Origin of the sequence: Sphingobacterium pedocola (assembly GCF_015209965.1) — a bacterium.
Lineage (GTDB): Bacteria > Bacteroidota > Bacteroidia > Sphingobacteriales > Sphingobacteriaceae > Sphingobacterium > Sphingobacterium pedocola.
The window spans coordinates 417780-434705 of sequence record NZ_MU158691.1 but is presented as its reverse complement, the minus strand read 5'-3'; the positions used below and the strand labels follow the sequence as shown (position 1 = coordinate 434705).

17 protein-coding genes are annotated in these 16926 nt (G+C 39.3%); 6 read left to right on the top strand and 11 right to left on the bottom strand.

Annotation, left to right across the window (positions count from 1 at the left end; genetic code table 11):
- Positions 1 to 9: 9 nt before the first annotated feature.
- The 5 genes from pdeM to C4F40_RS17770 are packed head-to-tail and all read right to left on the bottom strand — an operon-like array spanning position 10 to position 6187.
- Positions 10 to 657 (bottom strand): ligase-associated DNA damage response endonuclease PdeM, encoded by a 648-nt coding sequence (gene pdeM, locus C4F40_RS17790; RefSeq protein ID WP_196940760.1) that lies wholly within the window; start codon positions 655 to 657, stop codon positions 10 to 12.
- Positions 650 to 3085 carry a ligase-associated DNA damage response DEXH box helicase gene (locus C4F40_RS17785; RefSeq protein WP_196940759.1) on the bottom strand — a complete coding sequence of 812 codons (2436 nt, stop codon included), beginning with the start codon at positions 3083 to 3085 and terminating at the stop codon, positions 650 to 652. Before C4F40_RS17785 ends, pdeM begins: the two co-directional genes overlap by 8 nt.
- Complete coding sequence (locus tag C4F40_RS17780; RefSeq protein ID WP_196940758.1) at positions 3069 to 4673, bottom strand: ATP-dependent DNA ligase; 1605 nt, start codon at positions 4671 to 4673, stop codon at positions 3069 to 3071. Before C4F40_RS17780 ends, C4F40_RS17785 begins: the two co-directional genes overlap by 17 nt.
- A complete protein-coding gene (locus tag C4F40_RS17775) occupies positions 4670 to 5674 on the bottom strand; it encodes a ligase-associated DNA damage response exonuclease (protein ID WP_196940757.1) in 1005 nt (334 codons plus the stop codon). The genes C4F40_RS17780 and C4F40_RS17775 overlap by 4 nt, the downstream gene beginning before the upstream one ends.
- Positions 5675 to 5683: 9 nt before the next feature.
- Positions 5684 to 6187: a pyridoxamine 5'-phosphate oxidase family protein gene (locus C4F40_RS17770; RefSeq protein ID WP_196940756.1), complete on the bottom strand. Its 504-nt coding sequence runs from the start codon at positions 6185 to 6187 to the stop codon at positions 5684 to 5686.
- Between the two features lie 135 nt (positions 6188 to 6322).
- Here C4F40_RS17770 and C4F40_RS17765 point away from each other — a divergent pair, with 135 nt between their 5' ends.
- From C4F40_RS17765 to C4F40_RS17745, 5 genes are all read left to right on the top strand, one after another.
- Positions 6323 to 6982 (top strand): HAD family hydrolase, encoded by a 660-nt coding sequence (locus C4F40_RS17765; RefSeq protein WP_196940755.1) that lies wholly within the window; start codon positions 6323 to 6325, stop codon positions 6980 to 6982.
- Positions 6982 to 7749 carry a sulfite exporter TauE/SafE family protein gene (locus C4F40_RS17760; RefSeq protein ID WP_196940754.1) on the top strand — a complete coding sequence of 256 codons (768 nt, stop codon included), beginning with the start codon at positions 6982 to 6984 and terminating at the stop codon, positions 7747 to 7749. The genes C4F40_RS17765 and C4F40_RS17760 overlap by 1 nt, the downstream gene beginning before the upstream one ends.
- Before the next feature lie 66 nt (positions 7750 to 7815).
- Entirely contained in the window at positions 7816 to 8940 is a 1125-nt protein-coding gene (mqnC, locus tag C4F40_RS17755; RefSeq protein ID WP_196940753.1) for a cyclic dehypoxanthinyl futalosine synthase, read from the top strand.
- 2 nt (positions 8941 to 8942) lie between these two features.
- On the top strand, positions 8943 to 9503 hold the full coding sequence (gene scpB / locus C4F40_RS17750) for an SMC-Scp complex subunit ScpB (RefSeq protein WP_196940752.1): 561 nt from the start codon (positions 8943 to 8945) through the stop codon (positions 9501 to 9503).
- Between the two features lie 132 nt (positions 9504 to 9635).
- Positions 9636 to 9797, top strand: a complete 162-nt coding sequence (locus C4F40_RS17745) for a hypothetical protein (RefSeq protein ID WP_196940751.1) — start codon at positions 9636 to 9638, stop codon at positions 9795 to 9797.
- 183 nt (positions 9798 to 9980) lie between these two features.
- Here C4F40_RS17745 and C4F40_RS17740 read toward each other — a convergent pair whose 3' ends face one another.
- From C4F40_RS17740 to C4F40_RS17715, 6 genes are all read right to left on the bottom strand, one after another.
- On the bottom strand, positions 9981 to 10310 hold the full coding sequence (locus tag C4F40_RS17740) for a helix-turn-helix domain-containing protein (protein ID WP_196940750.1): 330 nt from the start codon (positions 10308 to 10310) through the stop codon (positions 9981 to 9983).
- Between the two features lie 69 nt (positions 10311 to 10379).
- Positions 10380 to 11753: a Mur ligase family protein gene (locus C4F40_RS17735; protein ID WP_196940749.1), complete on the bottom strand. Its 1374-nt coding sequence runs from the start codon at positions 11751 to 11753 to the stop codon at positions 10380 to 10382.
- A gap of 3 nt (positions 11754 to 11756) precedes the next feature.
- Positions 11757 to 12596 (bottom strand): 50S ribosomal protein L11 methyltransferase, encoded by an 840-nt coding sequence (gene prmA, locus C4F40_RS17730; protein WP_196940748.1) that lies wholly within the window; start codon positions 12594 to 12596, stop codon positions 11757 to 11759.
- 1 nt (position 12597) lies between these two features.
- Positions 12598 to 13365, bottom strand: coding sequence for a triose-phosphate isomerase (gene tpiA / locus C4F40_RS17725; protein WP_196940747.1), 768 nt, complete (start codon positions 13363 to 13365; stop codon positions 12598 to 12600).
- Between the two features lie 2 nt (positions 13366 to 13367).
- Complete coding sequence (locus tag C4F40_RS17720) at positions 13368 to 14585, bottom strand: putative sugar nucleotidyl transferase (RefSeq protein WP_231390128.1); 1218 nt, start codon at positions 14583 to 14585, stop codon at positions 13368 to 13370.
- A 73-nt stretch (positions 14586 to 14658) separates the two neighbouring features.
- The gene (locus tag C4F40_RS17715; protein WP_136821761.1) at positions 14659 to 14907 is read right to left on the bottom strand and encodes a type B 50S ribosomal protein L31; all 249 of its coding nucleotides are present in this window, start codon (positions 14905 to 14907) and stop codon (positions 14659 to 14661) included.
- 246 nt (positions 14908 to 15153) lie between these two features.
- Here C4F40_RS17715 and lysS point away from each other — a divergent pair, with 246 nt between their 5' ends.
- Entirely contained in the window at positions 15154 to 16872 is a 1719-nt protein-coding gene (lysS, locus tag C4F40_RS17710) for a lysine--tRNA ligase (RefSeq protein ID WP_196940745.1), read from the top strand.
- The last annotated feature ends 54 nt before the right edge of the window (positions 16873 to 16926 follow it).

Here is a 16926-nt window from a genome sequence, read left to right as displayed (position 1 = left end):
AAAAATCCATTAAATTTCAATGACCGCATCGTTTACAATAGCAAAAATCTGTGTATCGACATCTTTGACTAAAATGTGCAGCCCGGTATATTTTCCAAAGGCAGGAAGTACGAGCCGCTTATCTTTTAGATGAAAACAGGGCAATCTAAAACTTTGTCGTCCTTTTGTTTCTATAACACATCCGGGATGGATGTGCCCGACCAGGTTAAACATATGCTCAGGTAAATCCGCTATAGGCTCATGCGATAAAACAACACCTTCGGTTAATATTAGCAGATCTTTTTGTTGGATTACTGTTGATTTTTGCCATATTTCATCCGGTAATATATCGTGGTTACCTTTGGTGAGTACAAACTCTATATGTGGAAAATTGCTCAGGTAATTAACCAATTCAGTCCAGTCTGCATTCCAATCGGAGTGAAAAAGATCGCCTAGGAAGACCACCTTTTTAGTCGGCACCTCTTGCATCAATTCACCTAACAGATCGAGTTCATGCCGGATTTGTGGAGGAGGAACAAAAAGTCCCTCTTTACGGAAATGTGTTAATTTACCGAGATGCCAGTCCGACACGATAAGAAGCGCGTACTTGGGTATATAGACTGCCTTTTGTGGCAATAGGAATATTTCGAGGGTATTTAATGTCAATTTTTTAGCCATCTAGTAGTTGTCCTTTTAATTTTTCCAATCGACTTTGCCAATCTTCATTGCTATACCGTTCTCGGAATGATTCCGAGAATATAGGAAAAGAAAAAGGCGTCAGTTTTATCGGTTTTGCGAGCACAATTCGATGGTGCGCGATCCGTTCGAATGCCTGCTGCATTCGCCCCTCTTCCAACTGGAAGTCAAAAACCTCGTCATAGGCTTCCCGCAAAAGTAAATTATTCGGATCATAATCTTCAAACACAGAAAAGAATAATCCCGAATTAGCCTGAAGATGCTTGCTTTTCATCTGCTTGCCCGGATAGCCCTGAAATACTAAACCGGCTATACCTGCTATATCCCTAAATCGCCGACGTGCCATCTCCTGCACGTTAATTCCGGAGGAAATATCGGCATGTAGATTACGCGGTGTCAATAAGTCCATTAAAAATGGAACATCTATTTCGTATTCCGTATCCGTTAGCAACTCTATGCCGTATTCATTGGTCGCAATACTAAAGGTTGCCGGTTTTATTTTCCCTAATCGGTAGGCAATTACCTGAGCCATGCCTTCATGTACTAATTTTCCATCAAAGGGATACAGGAAAAGATGAAATCCGTATTTAGTCTGCATGTACTCCGCGAGCAGTTCGTCTTCCTTCGGAAGTATGGAACGGTTTGATTGCTCCGCAAATAAAGGTCGAAGAAACTCGATTTCGGGGCTACAGATCTTATCATTATGTATATTTGAGAAGCTATGACGGATGGCCGTTCCTAAATCAGGAGAGATGGCAAAACGCCCGCCCATCCAAGAAGGGATGACACCTTTTTTCTTTTCCGAGGGTTTGACAATGGCGTCATTAGCACGTACCTGAATCAATTCCAGCTGCCGCCCCGAAAACCAGAATACATCACCGTTATTTAATTTGGAAATAAAGGACTCTTCAATAGAACCCAAGTATTTTCCGGACATAAACTTAACACGCATCATTATGTCAGATACTATTGCTCCAATGCTTAGGCGATGCCGTAAGGCCAGTTTACGTGAAGTTACTTTGTAAAGATTATCGACCAATTCTAGGCGATGAAAATCATCATAGGCAGAAAGTGCGGTACCTCCATACAGCAACAGGGCCATACATTGATCAAACTCTTCTTGAGAAATAGAGGCAAAGCAATGAGTATCCTTTAATTCAGAAAATAATTGTACAGCGTCAAATCCGTCGCCTACAGCGAGCGTCATCAAATATTGTACGAGCACATCGAAAGATCGGATATAAGGAATTCGCTGCTCGATAATATTTTCTTTCACCGCGTATTTTAGTGAATCTCCTTCTATTATTTCTAAAGAATTCGTTGGAAGGTAATAAATATAGGAAGTTTCACCCGGACGATGTCCGGACCGCCCGGCGCGTTGCAGGAACCTGGCAACACCTTTTGGGGAGCCGATTTGAATCACACAATCTACCGGTCTGAAATCCACTCCCAAATCCAGGCTACTGGTACACACAACAGCTTTAAGTTTCCCCTCATGCAAAGCATCTTCTACCCACAGGCGGATTTCGTCGGATAAAGACCCATGATGTATAGCAAGCAATCCTGCAAATTCAGGATAGAATGTAATAATCTGCTGGTACCATATTTCGGCCTGCGACCGTGTATTGGTAAAAATCAGCGTGGAATGATATTTTCGAATAATATCCACGACCTTATCCAAAAGACGCACACCAAGATGCCCCGCCCAAGGAAATTTTTCCAAACTGTCCGGAAGGATAGTTTCAATCTGTATATTCTTTTTCAAGTTGGCTTTTACCATCACACCCCTATGATGCTGCCCCAATAAAATCTGCTGTGCTTCCGGAAGGTTTCCGATCGTCGCTGAGATTCCCCATATCTTCAACGTTGGGTTAATTGCTTTTAATCGGCTAAGCGCCAATTCTATCAATACGCCCCGTTTACTTCCGAGCAATTCATGCCACTCGTCTACCACCACAAATTCAAGTTGCTTAAAATAATCCGTCGATCCCTTTGACGCCAATAACAGATGAACGCTTTCGGGGGTTGTGATAAGCGCCTGAGGAGGATTTTTACGTTGTTTTTGGCGATCGCTAGTAGAGGTATCCCCTGTCCGCAATTCAATTTTGTAATCCAGTTCTAAATCCGCGCTTACTTGCGTCGTAGCCTTATAGATTTCTTTAGACAGAGCACGCAACGGAGTGATCCAAAGGGCATGCAATTGTGTCTTTTTTGTTTTTTTTCTCTGAAACGGGGGATAGTTATAATAATGGTCCAATATACCGAACCAGATTCCAAAGGTTTTACCAAAACCTGTGGGCGCATTCAACAAACCCGAGTTTCCCTTAGATATAACTTTCCAGGCTTCTTTTTGAAAGGCATGTGGTTTCCACCCTTGATTGAAAAACCAAACATCAGCGAGTTGATTCATGTTTAGCGTTTATCAGATATAATAAATCTTCCTTTGTATTTGCTTCCAATGCCGGCTTGTCCCTACGCCACCGTACAATCCTGGGAAACCGTAAAGCGACCCCGGATTTATGCCTGCTGCTGAGGTTAATACCCTCAAAGGCCAGTTCAAAAACGAGTTCAGGTTTGACGGATCTGACAGGGCCGAACTTGTCGATTGTATTCCGTTTAATCCAATTATCTATCGTAATAAGCTCTTTGTCGGTAAGTCCGGAATACGCTTTTGTAAACGGTACCAACGCGCCATTGTCCCAGACTGCGAAGGTGTAATCTGTAAACAAATTTGCTCGTCTGCCATGTCCCGACTGTGCATAGATCAGCACACCATCTATTCTCATTGCGTCCGTTTTCCATTTCCACCATTTGCCGCGCTTTCTCCCGACTTCATAAGGACTATTTCTATTTTTAATCATGAGCCCTTCAGAAAAGTATTGTCGCGCTTGATTTCGATATAATTCCGCTTCTTCCCAATTATTAAAAATTTTTTCTTCGGATAGCAAAAGGATACCGTTTACCGGATACGTAGCTAATATTTCCACCAGTAACTGTCGCCTCTTTACTAAAGGCCAATCGCGTATATCATTACCTTGCCATTCCAATACATCATAGCAGATCATTACCAACGGTATGTCTTCCAATATCTTCTTCGAAAGATTCTTCCTTCCAATGCGCGTCTGCATGAGCTGAAAATCTAACGGACGATTACTTTTCCAAGGGATTACTTCTCCATCCAATACGGTACCGTTTGGCAAGATATCCTTAAGAGCTAGAAATTCAACAAACTTTTCGTTCATCAGATCCTCTCCTCTACTCCATACAAATATTTCATCTTCACGCACGATCAGTTGTCCACGGATACCGTCCAACTTTGCTTCCAATATCCAATCTTTTAAATCGCCTAACTCCTGAGGGTCATCCTCTAACGCATAGGCCAAATAGAATGGATAGGGCAAAAAGTGCTTTCCTTCGAAATGTTCTTCTGCAAATAAGGTATCCATGGTCTCTTCAAACGGGTTCCATTTTCCCATTAACCGATGTTCTATAACTGCGTCATCGTAATTCAGATACTTAGCTATCGCTTTCACGACTAATTTTTTAGAGACACCGACCCTAAAATTGCCAGTCAAGAATTTATTAAAAACAAAAAGGGAACTACCGCTTAATGCTGACCAATACGAGTGGATCTTCTCCTGCTGTACAGCTGGCTGGTCCGTTCGTAAAACAATAATGTCTTCGAAAATCTCTTTTAAGGAAAAATCCATTTGCGTTTTGGACGGCGGGACAATCAAGGTGATGGTTTCCGCTAAATCACCAACGACATAATAACTTTCTTCCAGTAACCATAACGGGGTGTCCGACACTTCAGAAGCCCAAAGCCTAAGATCTGTTGTTTTAATCGGTCTCCTAGGTTTATTTCCAGTTAAAATGGCTATTGCAAAAACTTTGTCCTCCTCACCCGCTACCTGCAAATAGCGCAGCATAGCATCAACCTTCTGATTGGTTTTGGTCGTGCTGTCGATTGCCTCAATTAGCTCAACAAATTTTCTCATACTTCAGATTCCTCCTCCTCGTCGTTATAAACCGTTTTAAGTACAGAGGCAGGAATTCCATAATGATTCGTTACCCATTTCGAAAAAATGCTTTCATAGCCATGTGTTACATATACATGTTTAGCACCCGTTTGTCGAATAGCTTGATTCAATTGATCCCAATCGCAGTGGTCCGACAGCGCAAAACCTTTATCAACACCTTTTCTTCTGCGGGCGCCGCGAAGTTGCATCCAACCGCTGCACATCGCAATACGGTAAGGCTTGAGTTTCCTCAACCAAGGTGTGTCAGTGGCGGAGGGCGGGGCTACTATTAAAGCAGATCGCACTGCTGATCGATCGATATCGGCGCTAATATATTTCCCTGGAAAGTGATAGCCTATTTCGGCAAGCGCATTATTGGTATTTGCCACCGCTCCGTGCAGATATACTTCACTAATTGATGGATCAATGTGTGCGAGAATATTTTGGGACTTCCCGAGCGAATATGCTAATAACACCGTATTATAGCCTTCTGCTGCATTCTCTCGCCACCATGAATTAATGTCCTTGTAAATTAACTCGGGTGGTTGGAAATGGTAGATAGGGAGACCAAATGTACTCTCTGTTATAAAATGATCACATTTCACGAGTTCATAAGGTGTGCTTACGCCGTCTTTTGCGATCTTGTAATCGCCTGTAAAAAGCCAAACTTCATCCTGAAATTCCAAACGTATCTGAGATGAACCAATAATATGACCGGCGGGGTGAAAGGATATTTTAACACCATTGATTTCGAATATCTCTCCATAAGCCACTCCCTGACTAGAATTTCCAGTCCCCAACCGTAGCTTTAAAATAGGCAATGTGTGATGATGACAAATATAATGCTGCATCCCCCATCGCATATGATCACTATGTCCGTGGCTTATCAGTGCAGTTTTGACAGGCTTCCAAGGATCAATATAGAAATCACCCTGTTTACAGTAGAGCCCGCTGTCATTTACAGAAAGTAACCTGTTCATGCATTTGCATTATATTTCAATATTGCCTTCTCTTCCGGTATCTGTTTTATCTCCGGTTACCGAAGTCCAAAGTACTTTAGCCATCGAAATTATCTTATTATCCTTTGTTTCCCAATAGCGGATATCATGTGGCATAACTTTAATCAATACGATATCCGGGTCTTCTCTGCCCTTTTCAAACCAGCCTTCTACCATTTTATTCCAGTATTTATCAATCCGTGTCTGGTCTTCCGAAAAAGTACCGGTACCATATATACTTAGATATGTAAAGTCACTGTTTTTAGAAAAAAACAATTGAACATTCCCATCTTGCAATATATCTGTATACTTATCACTCGATTTGCTGCCTAAAAACCAAATATCCCCATTATCGTCTACTTCCTGTACACTCATGGGTGAGGCATTAATGGGTCTTAACGACAAACTACTGCAAAACATACAGAAATCTATACCTTCGGCAAGGTTTTTCAACTTGTCAATCCCTTCTTGACCAATATAATGTAATTCGCTCATAACATATAAATCTAGTTACATAAACAACAAAACCTATTCTAAATAGTTTTCGCTAGATTTCATCTGCTATAAATTGCTGTTATATTCAATGCGATTATAATTGTGTTTGAAAGCAAATATCTCTAAGTTTGCGCTATGAATAATTATGCGGTAATCTTTGATATGGACGGCGTAATCGCACATACGAATCCATACCATGCTAAAGCCTTTGAAGCCTTCTTCGACAAGTACAAAATTCCTTATAGCGATTTAGAATTTGAGCATCACATGTATGGCAAACATAATTCCTATATTATGAGTCATTTTTTCAAAAAACCTATTGCAGGTGAAGAACTTTTACAACTGGAGAACGAAAAAGAAGGACTATTTAGGGAAATATATAAATCTCAGATAAAATCTATTCCCCATTATGTACCTTTTTTGGATGATCTAAAAGCAAACGGATTCAAAACCGGTGTAGCCACTTCTGCTCCAAGAGCCAATATGGATCTTGTTATTGACGGATTGGGTATCCGTCCTAAAATGGAATCGTTATTGGCCAGTGAAAATGTTGCTAAGCATAAACCTGATCCGGAAGTATACCTAATATCTGCTCAAAAACTGGGAATCGATCCTAGCCGTTGTGTTATCTTTGAAGACTCGTTTTCTGGAGTATCTGCAGCGATCAATGCCAACATGAAAGTTGTGGGTGTATTAAGCTCACATACAAAAGAACAGCTTCCTCCCTGTGATTTTTATATTGAAGATTACACAGAAATAGACGTTTCAAAAATTTTAACCATACTGACCAAGTAATGTTTGAAGAAGCGTTAGCCCTTCTACCAAATACGTCGAGTTGGGTGCTTTATTGTACATGTGCGCTACTAATAGGCATGTCCAAAACGGGGATTCAAAATATAGGTTCGCTAGCCGTGCCTCTATTTGCTATACTCTTTGGTGCAAAATACTCAACCGGTATCGTACTCATATTGCTCGCATTAGCGGACTTGATGGGCGTAATATACTATCGAAAGCAACTGGTATGGTCTGAAGTTCTTAAATTGCTCCCGATGGCATTGGTCGGGTTAGCTGCGGCCCTCATTATCGGAAAATATATTGACGACACCACCTTCAAAATAATAATGGGCGCTTGCATTATCTTGGGGATAGGTATTATGTTTTGGATGGAAAAGCTTGGCAAGACCAAACAACTTACCATCACAAATGGGAAATGGTATTCACCACTTTTCGGTTTTATTATGGGATTTTCGACGATGATAGGCAATGCCGCAGGACCTGCACTGTCCGTTTATCTATTGACCAAGAACTTAAATAAATACGCTTTTGTAGCCACCGGTGCCTGGTTTATCATGATCTTAAACTACATCAAAATTCCCTTACAGATCTTTGTGTGGCAAAATGTAAGTTGGGCGGGTGTGTTATTAAATTTTATGGCACTTCCATTCATTATATTAGGAGGAGTACTTGGGATAAAACTCGTTAAAATATTACCTGAAAAAGAGTTCCGTATCATTATTACGGGGATGGTCATCATTTCCTGTGTATTGATGACGTTGATATAGCTATCGCATTCGCACTCTTGTATACGATAGTTAAAATTAACAAAAAAACTGTGTATCTTTGTTCTAATGGATGTAAATTCTTTATTGGAACGCGCTTTAAACTTTGATTTCTTATCAAAAGAAGAAGGTATTTACTTATATCATCATGCAGCTACTGCTGATCTGAGTTACGTGGCTAACGAACTTCGCAAAGTTCAAGTTCCGCATGGTAAAGTCACCTGGCAGATTGACCGGAATGTGAACACAACAAATGTATGTATTGCGAACTGCAAATTCTGTAATTTTTTCAGACGCCCGGGACATGAAGAAAGTTATATTACAGATATAGAGACGTACAAACAAAAAATTGAGGAAACGTTTAAATATGGAGGTGATCAACTTCTATTACAGGGAGGGCATCATCCGGATTTAGGCATCGAATTCTATGCTTCGTTATTCAAACAGTTAAAGGATTTGTATCCTACCCTTAAACTGCATTCGCTTGGTCCACCCGAAATTGCACACGTTGCCAAATTAGAAGGTATGAGTCATCTTGATGTGCTTGCCACCCTCAAGGAAGCGGGATTAGATTCCTTACCCGGTGCCGGTGCTGAAATATTAAACGATCGCGTACGCCGTTTGATTTCTAAAGGTAAATGTGGTGGTCAGGAATGGTTGGACGTAATGCGTGCAGCACATAAAATCAATCTTCCAACTTCGGCTACGATGATGTTTGGTCATATCGAAACCATCGAAGAACGTTTCGAACATTTGGTTTGGATACGAGAGGTGCAAGATGAAAAGCCAGAAGGTCATCACGGATTTATCGCCTTTATTCCTTGGCCATTTCAAGACGATGGAACCCTCTTAAAGCGTTTACGCGGTATTACCAATGATGTCACAGGAGATGAATACCTACGAATGATTGCATTAAGCCGCATCATGTTGCCTAATATCAAAAATATTCAGGCATCCTGGCTCACTATTGGCAAACGAGTAGCCCAGCTCTGTCTGCATGGCGGAGCAAATGATTTTGGCTCCATTATGATTGAAGAAAATGTGGTTTCTGCGGCAGGAGCTCCTCATCGCTTCACTTCGCAAACCATCCAAGATGCAATTGTAGAAGCCGGTTTCGAACCCCAGCTCCGTACCCAAACATATCAATTCAGAGAAATCCCCGAATCGATGGTAGAACAGGTAATTAATTATTAGAATTGAAAGATATCATTTTAAATATTGAAGCGTTGATCTTTGCTTCCGAAGAAGGAATATCCGTTAACGATATTAAGCAAGTATTACAAGAAGCACTTGCTATTGAAATCAACAAAGAGGAGATTTTAAACCTTTTAGGTACGATAAAATTAAAATATGAAAGTGACGACATGGTGTTTTCACTTTCTTTAATCAATAATCAATACCAGTTTTTGACTAAGGAATTCTATCATGAAGCCATCAATCATTTACAGGCCCATCGCGACAGAAAAAAACTAAGTCAGTCTGCTCTTGAAACATTAGCGATCATAGCGTACAGGCAACCTATTACAAAAATAGAGGTGGAACAGATTAGAGGAGTGAATTGCGATTATTCCATCCAACGTCTTTTGGAGAAAGATTTAGTCAAAATTGCAGGAAAAGCCGAAAGCATTGGCAAACCACTGCTTTACGCCACGAGTGACCAGTTTATGAATCACTTTGGCATTAACAGTGTTAAAGATCTACCGCAGTTAAAAGACATAGTAGCTGAAGAAAACAGCATAGGGGACACGGTAGAATAAAATTCCCTTTGCAAAGTTTTCCCTTTTTCAACACCTTGAAAAACAACACTATATTTTTTAAAAAAAGTTTATAGTTTCAAATATCTTCTCTAATTTTACGTTTGATTTAACAACAGTAAGAACACTATAGCTATGATTAACAAGACTGTGATAACTAGTAAAATTGATGAGCATTTAATCAATTTTAACGGTCCTGAAGATGATTCAGAAGATGTTTATGATGATGATTTTGATTTAGAAATTGATTCGGTAAGCGGATTTGATGATTTTGATGAAGATGACGAGGATTTTTAGGAATAATACTGTTAATCTAATCAACCTACATCACCTTTAAAACGTCACAAGAAAAGGCAGCGTGAAATAAACACCTGCCTTTCTTTTTTCTGAATTTCCGGTTATTGTTTTCCAGCGGAATCAATAAAATCTCTTGCCTAAGCGAGATAGGTTTCATTGAATATCAAGAACATTCATGAATATTTATTTCTTGTGAAGTTGTTCGTAAAGATCAATTACTTTTTTTTGTAGTTCGATAACTTCAGTTTCACGTTGTTGAAGTTTTTTGTTGAGTTCATTTACTTCATCAACTTTAGCTTTATCTTCTTCAGAATCCGAAGTTGATAATAATTGGACTAATGTTAAACCAAATAACTTTGAAATTTGATTCAAACGAGACAAATTCACATCTGTGATACCTGTTTCAATTTTAGAAAATGCAGGGATTGATATATCTAATCGCTTTGCTACATCTTCTTGACTCCACCCCTTTTGGTGTCTAAGTAATCTAATTCTTTTTCCTAATGCATTCATCGGTAAAATGTATGTTATTATTTCAAAAGTAAAAAAAATATATTAAAGAAAACAATATTTAATGAATGTTTAGGTGTTTTTTTGAAGAAATTTATCTGCAAAACTTAATAAATTTAAACCCGTATAATTATTTGAACTCATAAAAAGCATGTTAACACCTTCACTATCAAACTTTTCCAACGTATCATACAATCCCTCTAATTCGGTAATGATGTGCAAACTAGGATGATTAAAGACCTGTATAACTTTACTAACAATATTACTCAATAATATATTTTTCTCCTTTATGCTATTTTTATTAATGAATACTATAGAAAAATCAGATTCATCTAAACTTCCGCTGTACTGTATGACTTTAGAATCATCGACGGCTTCGTACGGATTTAATTCGATTACGGTTAACAATTTTGAATTGGAAAATTGTTCCTTGATCGCATAGATACTGGATCGCAATTTGGAAGGTGTGTGTGCAAAATCCTGATAGACAACACTTCCATTCTCACTCGCAACAAATTCCAAATAGCGAATAGAACTTTTAAAATCCTTAATGGCATCGTAAAAATCGTCCCGTTTTATACCTAACCACTCACAAACGGTAAAGGCGCCCGCAATATTAGATAAGTTATGTTTCCCGATCACTTCCAGTGGAATTTCGCGTTCACCGATTTGTAAAAATGTAACTCCTTTGTTGATGGTATGTGTCGGTAATTTGTATCCATGGCGATTTATTTTACAGTCCATGGTTTCTTCAACAATCTTCCGAAGGTTGTGATCGTCCTTATTATAAATCAAAGTTCCTTTAGCGACAATAGTATCAATAAAAGTTTCAAATTGTTTATAATACTCCTCTTCTGAAATCAGCGCTTTAAAATTGTCCCAATAAATATTACTAATAAGGGCAATATTAGGATGATAGTAGTGGAATTTGGATTGATGATCTATTGACGACGCAAAGAACTCATCGCCTTCAATAATGATAATCGGGGCAGAAGGTGTAAGCTTTATCAAGGAATCGAAACCTTCTAATTTGGCACCTACCAGATAATCAAACTCCTTACCTATTTTTTTCAACACATGCATTATCATACTGGTTATGGTCGTTTTCCCATAACTACCGGCTATTACCACACGTGTTTTCTCTATACTCTGTTCATAGACAAACTCTGGAAAGGAGTAGATTTTAATATTTAGTTCTTGCGCTTTTAGAAGTTCCGGATTATCCGCAGACGCATGTTTTCCTAAAATAATAGCATCAAAATCAGCAGTTATCGCTTCAGGGTGCCAGCCCAATTCTTTCGGTAACAGTCCCGATTGACGTAGTCGGGATTTAGAGGGCTCTACAACCTGATCATCAGAGCCAGAGACTTGATGGCCTGACTTGGCCAAGCTAATCGCCAAATTGTGCATTACACTGCCACCTATTGCTATAAAATGAATACGCATAAACTATTTCTTAATAAATTTTGCAGAACACCAAGTATCCAACTTCTTACTTTCTTTAAAGAATAAGTTTAAACTTTCACATTTTTTCTGAATAATTCTCAAATCTTCTTCGTAGTAGAACCCACTCAAATACAGTTCCCCCTTCTCGTCCATAGCATTTGCATACACATCTAGCTGATCTAAGAGAATATTACGATTGATATTTGCCAATATAGTCTCAAAGGAATTATTCCCGATGATTTCCTTTGACCCCAAATATGATGCAATATTTGAAATACCGTTCAACTTTTTATTCTCCTCCACACTTTCGATACAAATAGAATCGAAATCTACTGCCATGATCGACTTAGCTCCCTTCTTAGACGCCAAAATAGCGAGTATCCCGGTACCACATCCCATATCTAAAACCCGTTTACCTTCAAAATTGTTTTCCAAAATAAAAGAAAGCATCATGGATGTTGTCTGGTGATGACCGGTACCAAACGACATTTTAGGATCTATAACGATTTCGTACGCATACTCGGGGTGCGGTTCGTGAAACGTAGCACGCACATAACACTGATCATCTACAACTATGGGATTAAAATTGCTCTCCCAAAGCAAATTCCAATTCTGCTCCTCTAACTCAATAATTTCATAGTTTATATGAAATCTATCCCCCTGCGCCAAAATAAGTGTTTCCAACGCTTGAACATCAAGATTAGCAGAAGGTATGTAGGCTATAAAACCATTTTCAGCATCTTCAAAGGTATCAAAACCGATTTCACCTAATCCGGAAATAAACAAATCCTTCTGCCAATCTTCTATATCAGAAGAACTAAAAACTACTGAAGCATACTTCATTTTATTGATTAAAAACTTTTACAATCTCCAGGAAATCACGTGATTTCAACGAAGCGCCCCCGATTAAACCACCATCGATATCAGCTTGTGAGAATAGAGTACCAGCATTGGAAGGATTACAACTTCCACCGTAAAGTATAGTCGTATTATCGGCAATTTCCTGATTATATTGATTAGCCACCGTTTCACGAATAAAAGCGTGAACTTCTTGCGCTTGTTCTGGAGAAGCGGTCAATCCTGTACCAATCGCCCAAACCGGTTCGTAAGCCAATACCACTTTAGCGAATTCTTGGTTTGACAAGTGAAATAATCCTTTTTCCAGTTGAGCTTTTATTACGTCAAAAAAGCGATCAGACTCACGTTCCTCTTTCGTTTCTCCGATACAGAAGATAGGCACCAAATTGTGTTTCAATGCTACATTTACCTTCTCTGCCAAAAGTTCGTCTGTCTCTCCAAAATAAGCACGACGCTCAGAGTGGCCTAAAATTACATGGGAAACCCCAATAGACTTCACCTGAGAAGCCGATATCTCGCCTGTATAAGCTCCTGATTCTGCTTGATGAATATTTTGTGCCCCTATCGTTACATTAGATGACATAGACGCTAATTTTCCTAAACTAGACAAGTGGATAGCCGGACTACATACAACCACTTCCTGAGCACCTATTACCTCGTCCTTTACCATATTAACGATTTCGGAAAAAAGGCTTACGCCTTCTTCGTAATTCAGATTCATTTTCCAGTTTCCCGCAACAATGTTTTTACGCATGATTATTTATTTTTAGTATTGATTATTCTATTTCTTAATTCCCAGGTATCATCAAATACCTGTCGATAACATTTTTTATCTACGGACGTTATGTGTTCGTGTTTGACAGCCGCTTTTCGTTCTAGCATCATGTCAAATTCTTCAAATCTGTAAGCCGCGATTTGCGTATCCGTAAGCCACAAAAAGTCTGGTACAAATTTGGGAATAAATTTCGAAACTGCAACCTGCACCCCTACCCCGATGACAGTTCCGGTGTTAATTTTAGATTGGATGCCCAACATACTTTGATCTCCAATGACAACTCCACATTTCAATAAAGCCGTATCCCGCAAATCATCACGAACGTAGTCATACATCTTTACACTCTTCCAATCGTTCTTCAGATTCGAATTCGTAGTTCCCGCACCCAAATTACACCCTTCGCCGATTACCGCGCAACCAAGATACCCTTCGTGTCCTTTTGCAGAATTACCCCAGATAACACTATTGTTGATTTCTCCACCCACTGTACTATTGTCTCCAATTGTAACATTCGGATATATTCTTGCACCAGATTTAACCCTGCTATTTCGACAGATTGCCACTGGGCCTTTAATGGTAACGTTACTTTCCACTACCACACCAGCAGCAATATAAATGGGCCCAGAAGACGAATCTAAGTACGCATGCTGTACATCCGCCCCTTTTTCAATATAGAGCTGGTCACCAACAATTTGATTCCAACCGCCTTCAGTCTCGAATTTTTCCGAGATCCTAATATACTCCAGATCAAAAACAATCTGATTCGCGTTAAATATAAATACATCTTCCGGATAGAGAAGTCTTTCTAATTTTTTATCAAAAGAAACCACACTTCCCCGGCTTCCTCGCAAATCAACAAATTGCGTAAACTCCTGCACATACGTTGCTATCCATTCATCGTTTTGATCCAATAAAGATTCGCCGATTTTCAGGTCAAGTAGCGCATCTATAAGATCTGCATTCGGCAATATATTAGCACTCAATACCAGAACCTCAGCCGGAGCAGTAATTTCCAAAGGAAATTTTTCCATTAAGGAATCTATAGTCCAATGACTTACCGAACAGTTCAAAATAACCCTCCACTTATCTTCCAATGTATGAATTCCAACCCGCAAATTACCAACCGGTCGAGTGGCTACCAACGGAAGTAAATGCCGTCTACTATCTATACGGTCGAATAAAACGAGTTGAGAAAACATATCCATAAAAATACAAAAAATCCCGATAAGAGACTTATCGGGACTTTGATATACTGAAATATAATCTAAGTGATTATTTTTTGTTGTAACGTGTACGGAACTTATCGATACGTCCAGCTGTATCTACTAACTTCATTTTACCTGTATAAAACGGGTGTGAAGTATGAGAAATCTCTAATTTCACCAATGGATATTCATTACCATCTTCCCAAGTAATTGATTCTTTTGTGTCTACACAAGATTTAGTTACGAAAGCATAGTCATTCGACATATCTTTAAAAACAACTAATCTGTAGTTTGATGGATGCAAATCTTTTTTCATTTTATCTTATGATTACTATATATTCAACAATTGAGGTGCAAAGATAATCAATTGTAAATACAAAAGCAAAATAATATTTAACTTATTACTTTTTAACTATCAAAATTTTAACACCTATTTTTCAAGCAACATTACTTCTCAAAGATAAGCAGAATTTCAGAATTAAAGTAGCATTGAAGAATAAAAATACCTCAATTGTCACTAGTTTTTTCTACTTTTGCCTGATTATTCGAAAAATACAAAATCATGAGTATTGCATTATCCGAACAGGAACAACAACGCAGACAAAACCTTCAAGGCATCATCGATTTAGGGATCAACCCTTTTCCGGCTGATGAATTTGAAATAAATGCTACTGCCGAAGATATATTAGAAAACTACGAAAGAGACAAACTTAACTATAAGAGCATACGAATTGCGGGTCGAATTATGAGCCGTCGCATTATGGGAAGTGCTTCTTTCATGGAGCTTCAGGATGCTACGGGCCGAGTCCAAGCCTATGTTAAGCGCGACGACATTTGTCCGGAAGAAGATAAAACTTTCTACAACACAGTGTTCAAAAAATTATTGGACATCGGAGACATTGTTGGTGTGGAAGGATTTGTATTTACCACACAAACAGGCGAAATCTCTATTCACGTAAACAAGTTAAGTATCCTGACCAAATCGTTACGCCCCTTACCCATTGTCAAAGAAGCAGAAGGCAAAACATTTGATGCATTCACCGACCCAGAGCAACGTTATCGTATGCGGTATGTTGACTTTATCGTAAACCCACAAAATCGCGATATTTTTGTAAAACGCACGAGATTATTCAACGCCATGCGTGAATTCTTTAATAGTGCAGGCTACATGGAAGTAGAAACACCCGTTCTACAATCTATCCCTGGCGGTGCTGCTGCCCGCCCGTTTAGCACGCACCATAACGCACTAGACATTCCGCTATATTTACGTATAGCTAATGAACTGTACCTAAAACGTCTTATTGTCGGTGGATTCGAAGGTGTGTATGAGTTCTCAAAAAACTTCCGCAATGAAGGCATGGACAGAACCCATAATCCCGAGTTTACAGTAATGGAAATCTACGTAGCCTACAAAGATTATAACTGGATGATGAACTTCACAGAGCGCCTCCTAGAGCATTGTGCGCTTGCTGTAAACGGAACGACCAAGGCCAAGTTTGGAGACCACGATATTGACTTCAAAGCTCCCTATAGAAGAGTCACAATGGCGCAGTCTATTCAAGAGTTTACCGGTTTTGACATCATCGGTAAGTCGGAAGATGAAATCCGTGAAGCGGCAAAAAACATGGGCATCGCAGTAAACGACACCATGGGCAAAGGAAAATTGATCGACGAGATTTTTGGCGAGAAATGTGAAGGCAACTACATCCAGCCCACCTACATTACAGATTACCCTATCGAGATGTCTCCACTTACGAAGAAACATCGCGATAATCCAGAACTTACAGAACGCTTCGAACTGATGATATGTGGCAAGGAAGTTGCAAACGCCTATTCTGAATTAAATGACCCCATAGATCAACGGGAGCGTTTTGAAGATCAATTACGCCTATCCGAAAAAGGAGATGACGAAGCGATGTTTATTGATCAAGACTTTTTACGGGCGCTTGAATATGGTATGCCCCCTACTTCGGGTTTAGGAATCGGTATGGACCGGCTGATTATGTTCTTAACAAATAATCCATCCATCCAAGAAGTATTATTCTTCCCACAAATGCGACCGGAAAAAACAGTCAAAGTGGCTTCTAATGAAGATTACATCAGTCAGGGAATTCCCCAACAATGGATTCCAGTACTTCAGAAAATGGGTTTTACAACCATTGAACTATTGAAGGAAGCCAATCCGAATAAAGTCTTTAACGATTTGGGCGGAATGCGCAAGAAGATGAAACTTGACCTTCAGATGCCAACTAAGGATGAAGTTATCCAGTGGTTTAACTAAACTAAAAAGGTTCGAAAATTATTCGAACCTTTTTAGTTTAATATCCACAAATAC

What these genes read in the sequence shown, in the direction of transcription:
- pdeM (WP_196940760.1), bottom strand. Translation starts at nt 657, where the DNA reads ATGGCTAAAAAATTGACATTAAATACCCTCGAAATATTCCTATTGCCA.
- C4F40_RS17785 (WP_196940759.1), bottom strand. Translation starts at nt 3,085, where the DNA reads ATGAATCAACTCGCTGATGTTTGGTTTTTCAATCAAGGGTGGAAACCA.
- C4F40_RS17780 (WP_196940758.1), bottom strand. Translation starts at nt 4,673, where the DNA reads ATGAGAAAATTTGTTGAGCTAATTGAGGCAATCGACAGCACGACCAAA.
- C4F40_RS17775 (WP_196940757.1), bottom strand. Translation starts at nt 5,674, where the DNA reads ATGAACAGGTTACTTTCTGTAAATGACAGCGGGCTCTACTGTAAACAG.
- C4F40_RS17770 (WP_196940756.1), bottom strand. Translation starts at nt 6,187, where the DNA reads ATGAGCGAATTACATTATATTGGTCAAGAAGGGATTGACAAGTTGAAA.
- C4F40_RS17765 (WP_196940755.1), top strand. Translation starts at nt 6,323, where the DNA reads ATGAATAATTATGCGGTAATCTTTGATATGGACGGCGTAATCGCACAT.
- C4F40_RS17760 (WP_196940754.1), top strand. Translation starts at nt 6,982, where the DNA reads ATGTTTGAAGAAGCGTTAGCCCTTCTACCAAATACGTCGAGTTGGGTG.
- mqnC (WP_196940753.1), top strand. Translation starts at nt 7,816, where the DNA reads ATGGATGTAAATTCTTTATTGGAACGCGCTTTAAACTTTGATTTCTTA.
- C4F40_RS17745 (WP_196940751.1), top strand. Translation starts at nt 9,636, where the DNA reads ATGATTAACAAGACTGTGATAACTAGTAAAATTGATGAGCATTTAATC.
- C4F40_RS17740 (WP_196940750.1), bottom strand. Translation starts at nt 10,310, where the DNA reads ATGAATGCATTAGGAAAAAGAATTAGATTACTTAGACACCAAAAGGGG.
- C4F40_RS17735 (WP_196940749.1), bottom strand. Translation starts at nt 11,753, where the DNA reads ATGCGTATTCATTTTATAGCAATAGGTGGCAGTGTAATGCACAATTTG.
- prmA (WP_196940748.1), bottom strand. Translation starts at nt 12,596, where the DNA reads ATGAAGTATGCTTCAGTAGTTTTTAGTTCTTCTGATATAGAAGATTGG.
- tpiA (WP_196940747.1), bottom strand. Translation starts at nt 13,365, where the DNA reads ATGCGTAAAAACATTGTTGCGGGAAACTGGAAAATGAATCTGAATTAC.
- C4F40_RS17720 (WP_231390128.1), bottom strand. Translation starts at nt 14,585, where the DNA reads ATGTTTTCTCAACTCGTTTTATTCGACCGTATAGATAGTAGACGGCAT.
- C4F40_RS17715 (WP_136821761.1), bottom strand. Translation starts at nt 14,907, where the DNA reads ATGAAAAAAGATTTGCATCCATCAAACTACAGATTAGTTGTTTTTAAA.
- lysS (WP_196940745.1), top strand. Translation starts at nt 15,154, where the DNA reads ATGAGTATTGCATTATCCGAACAGGAACAACAACGCAGACAAAACCTT.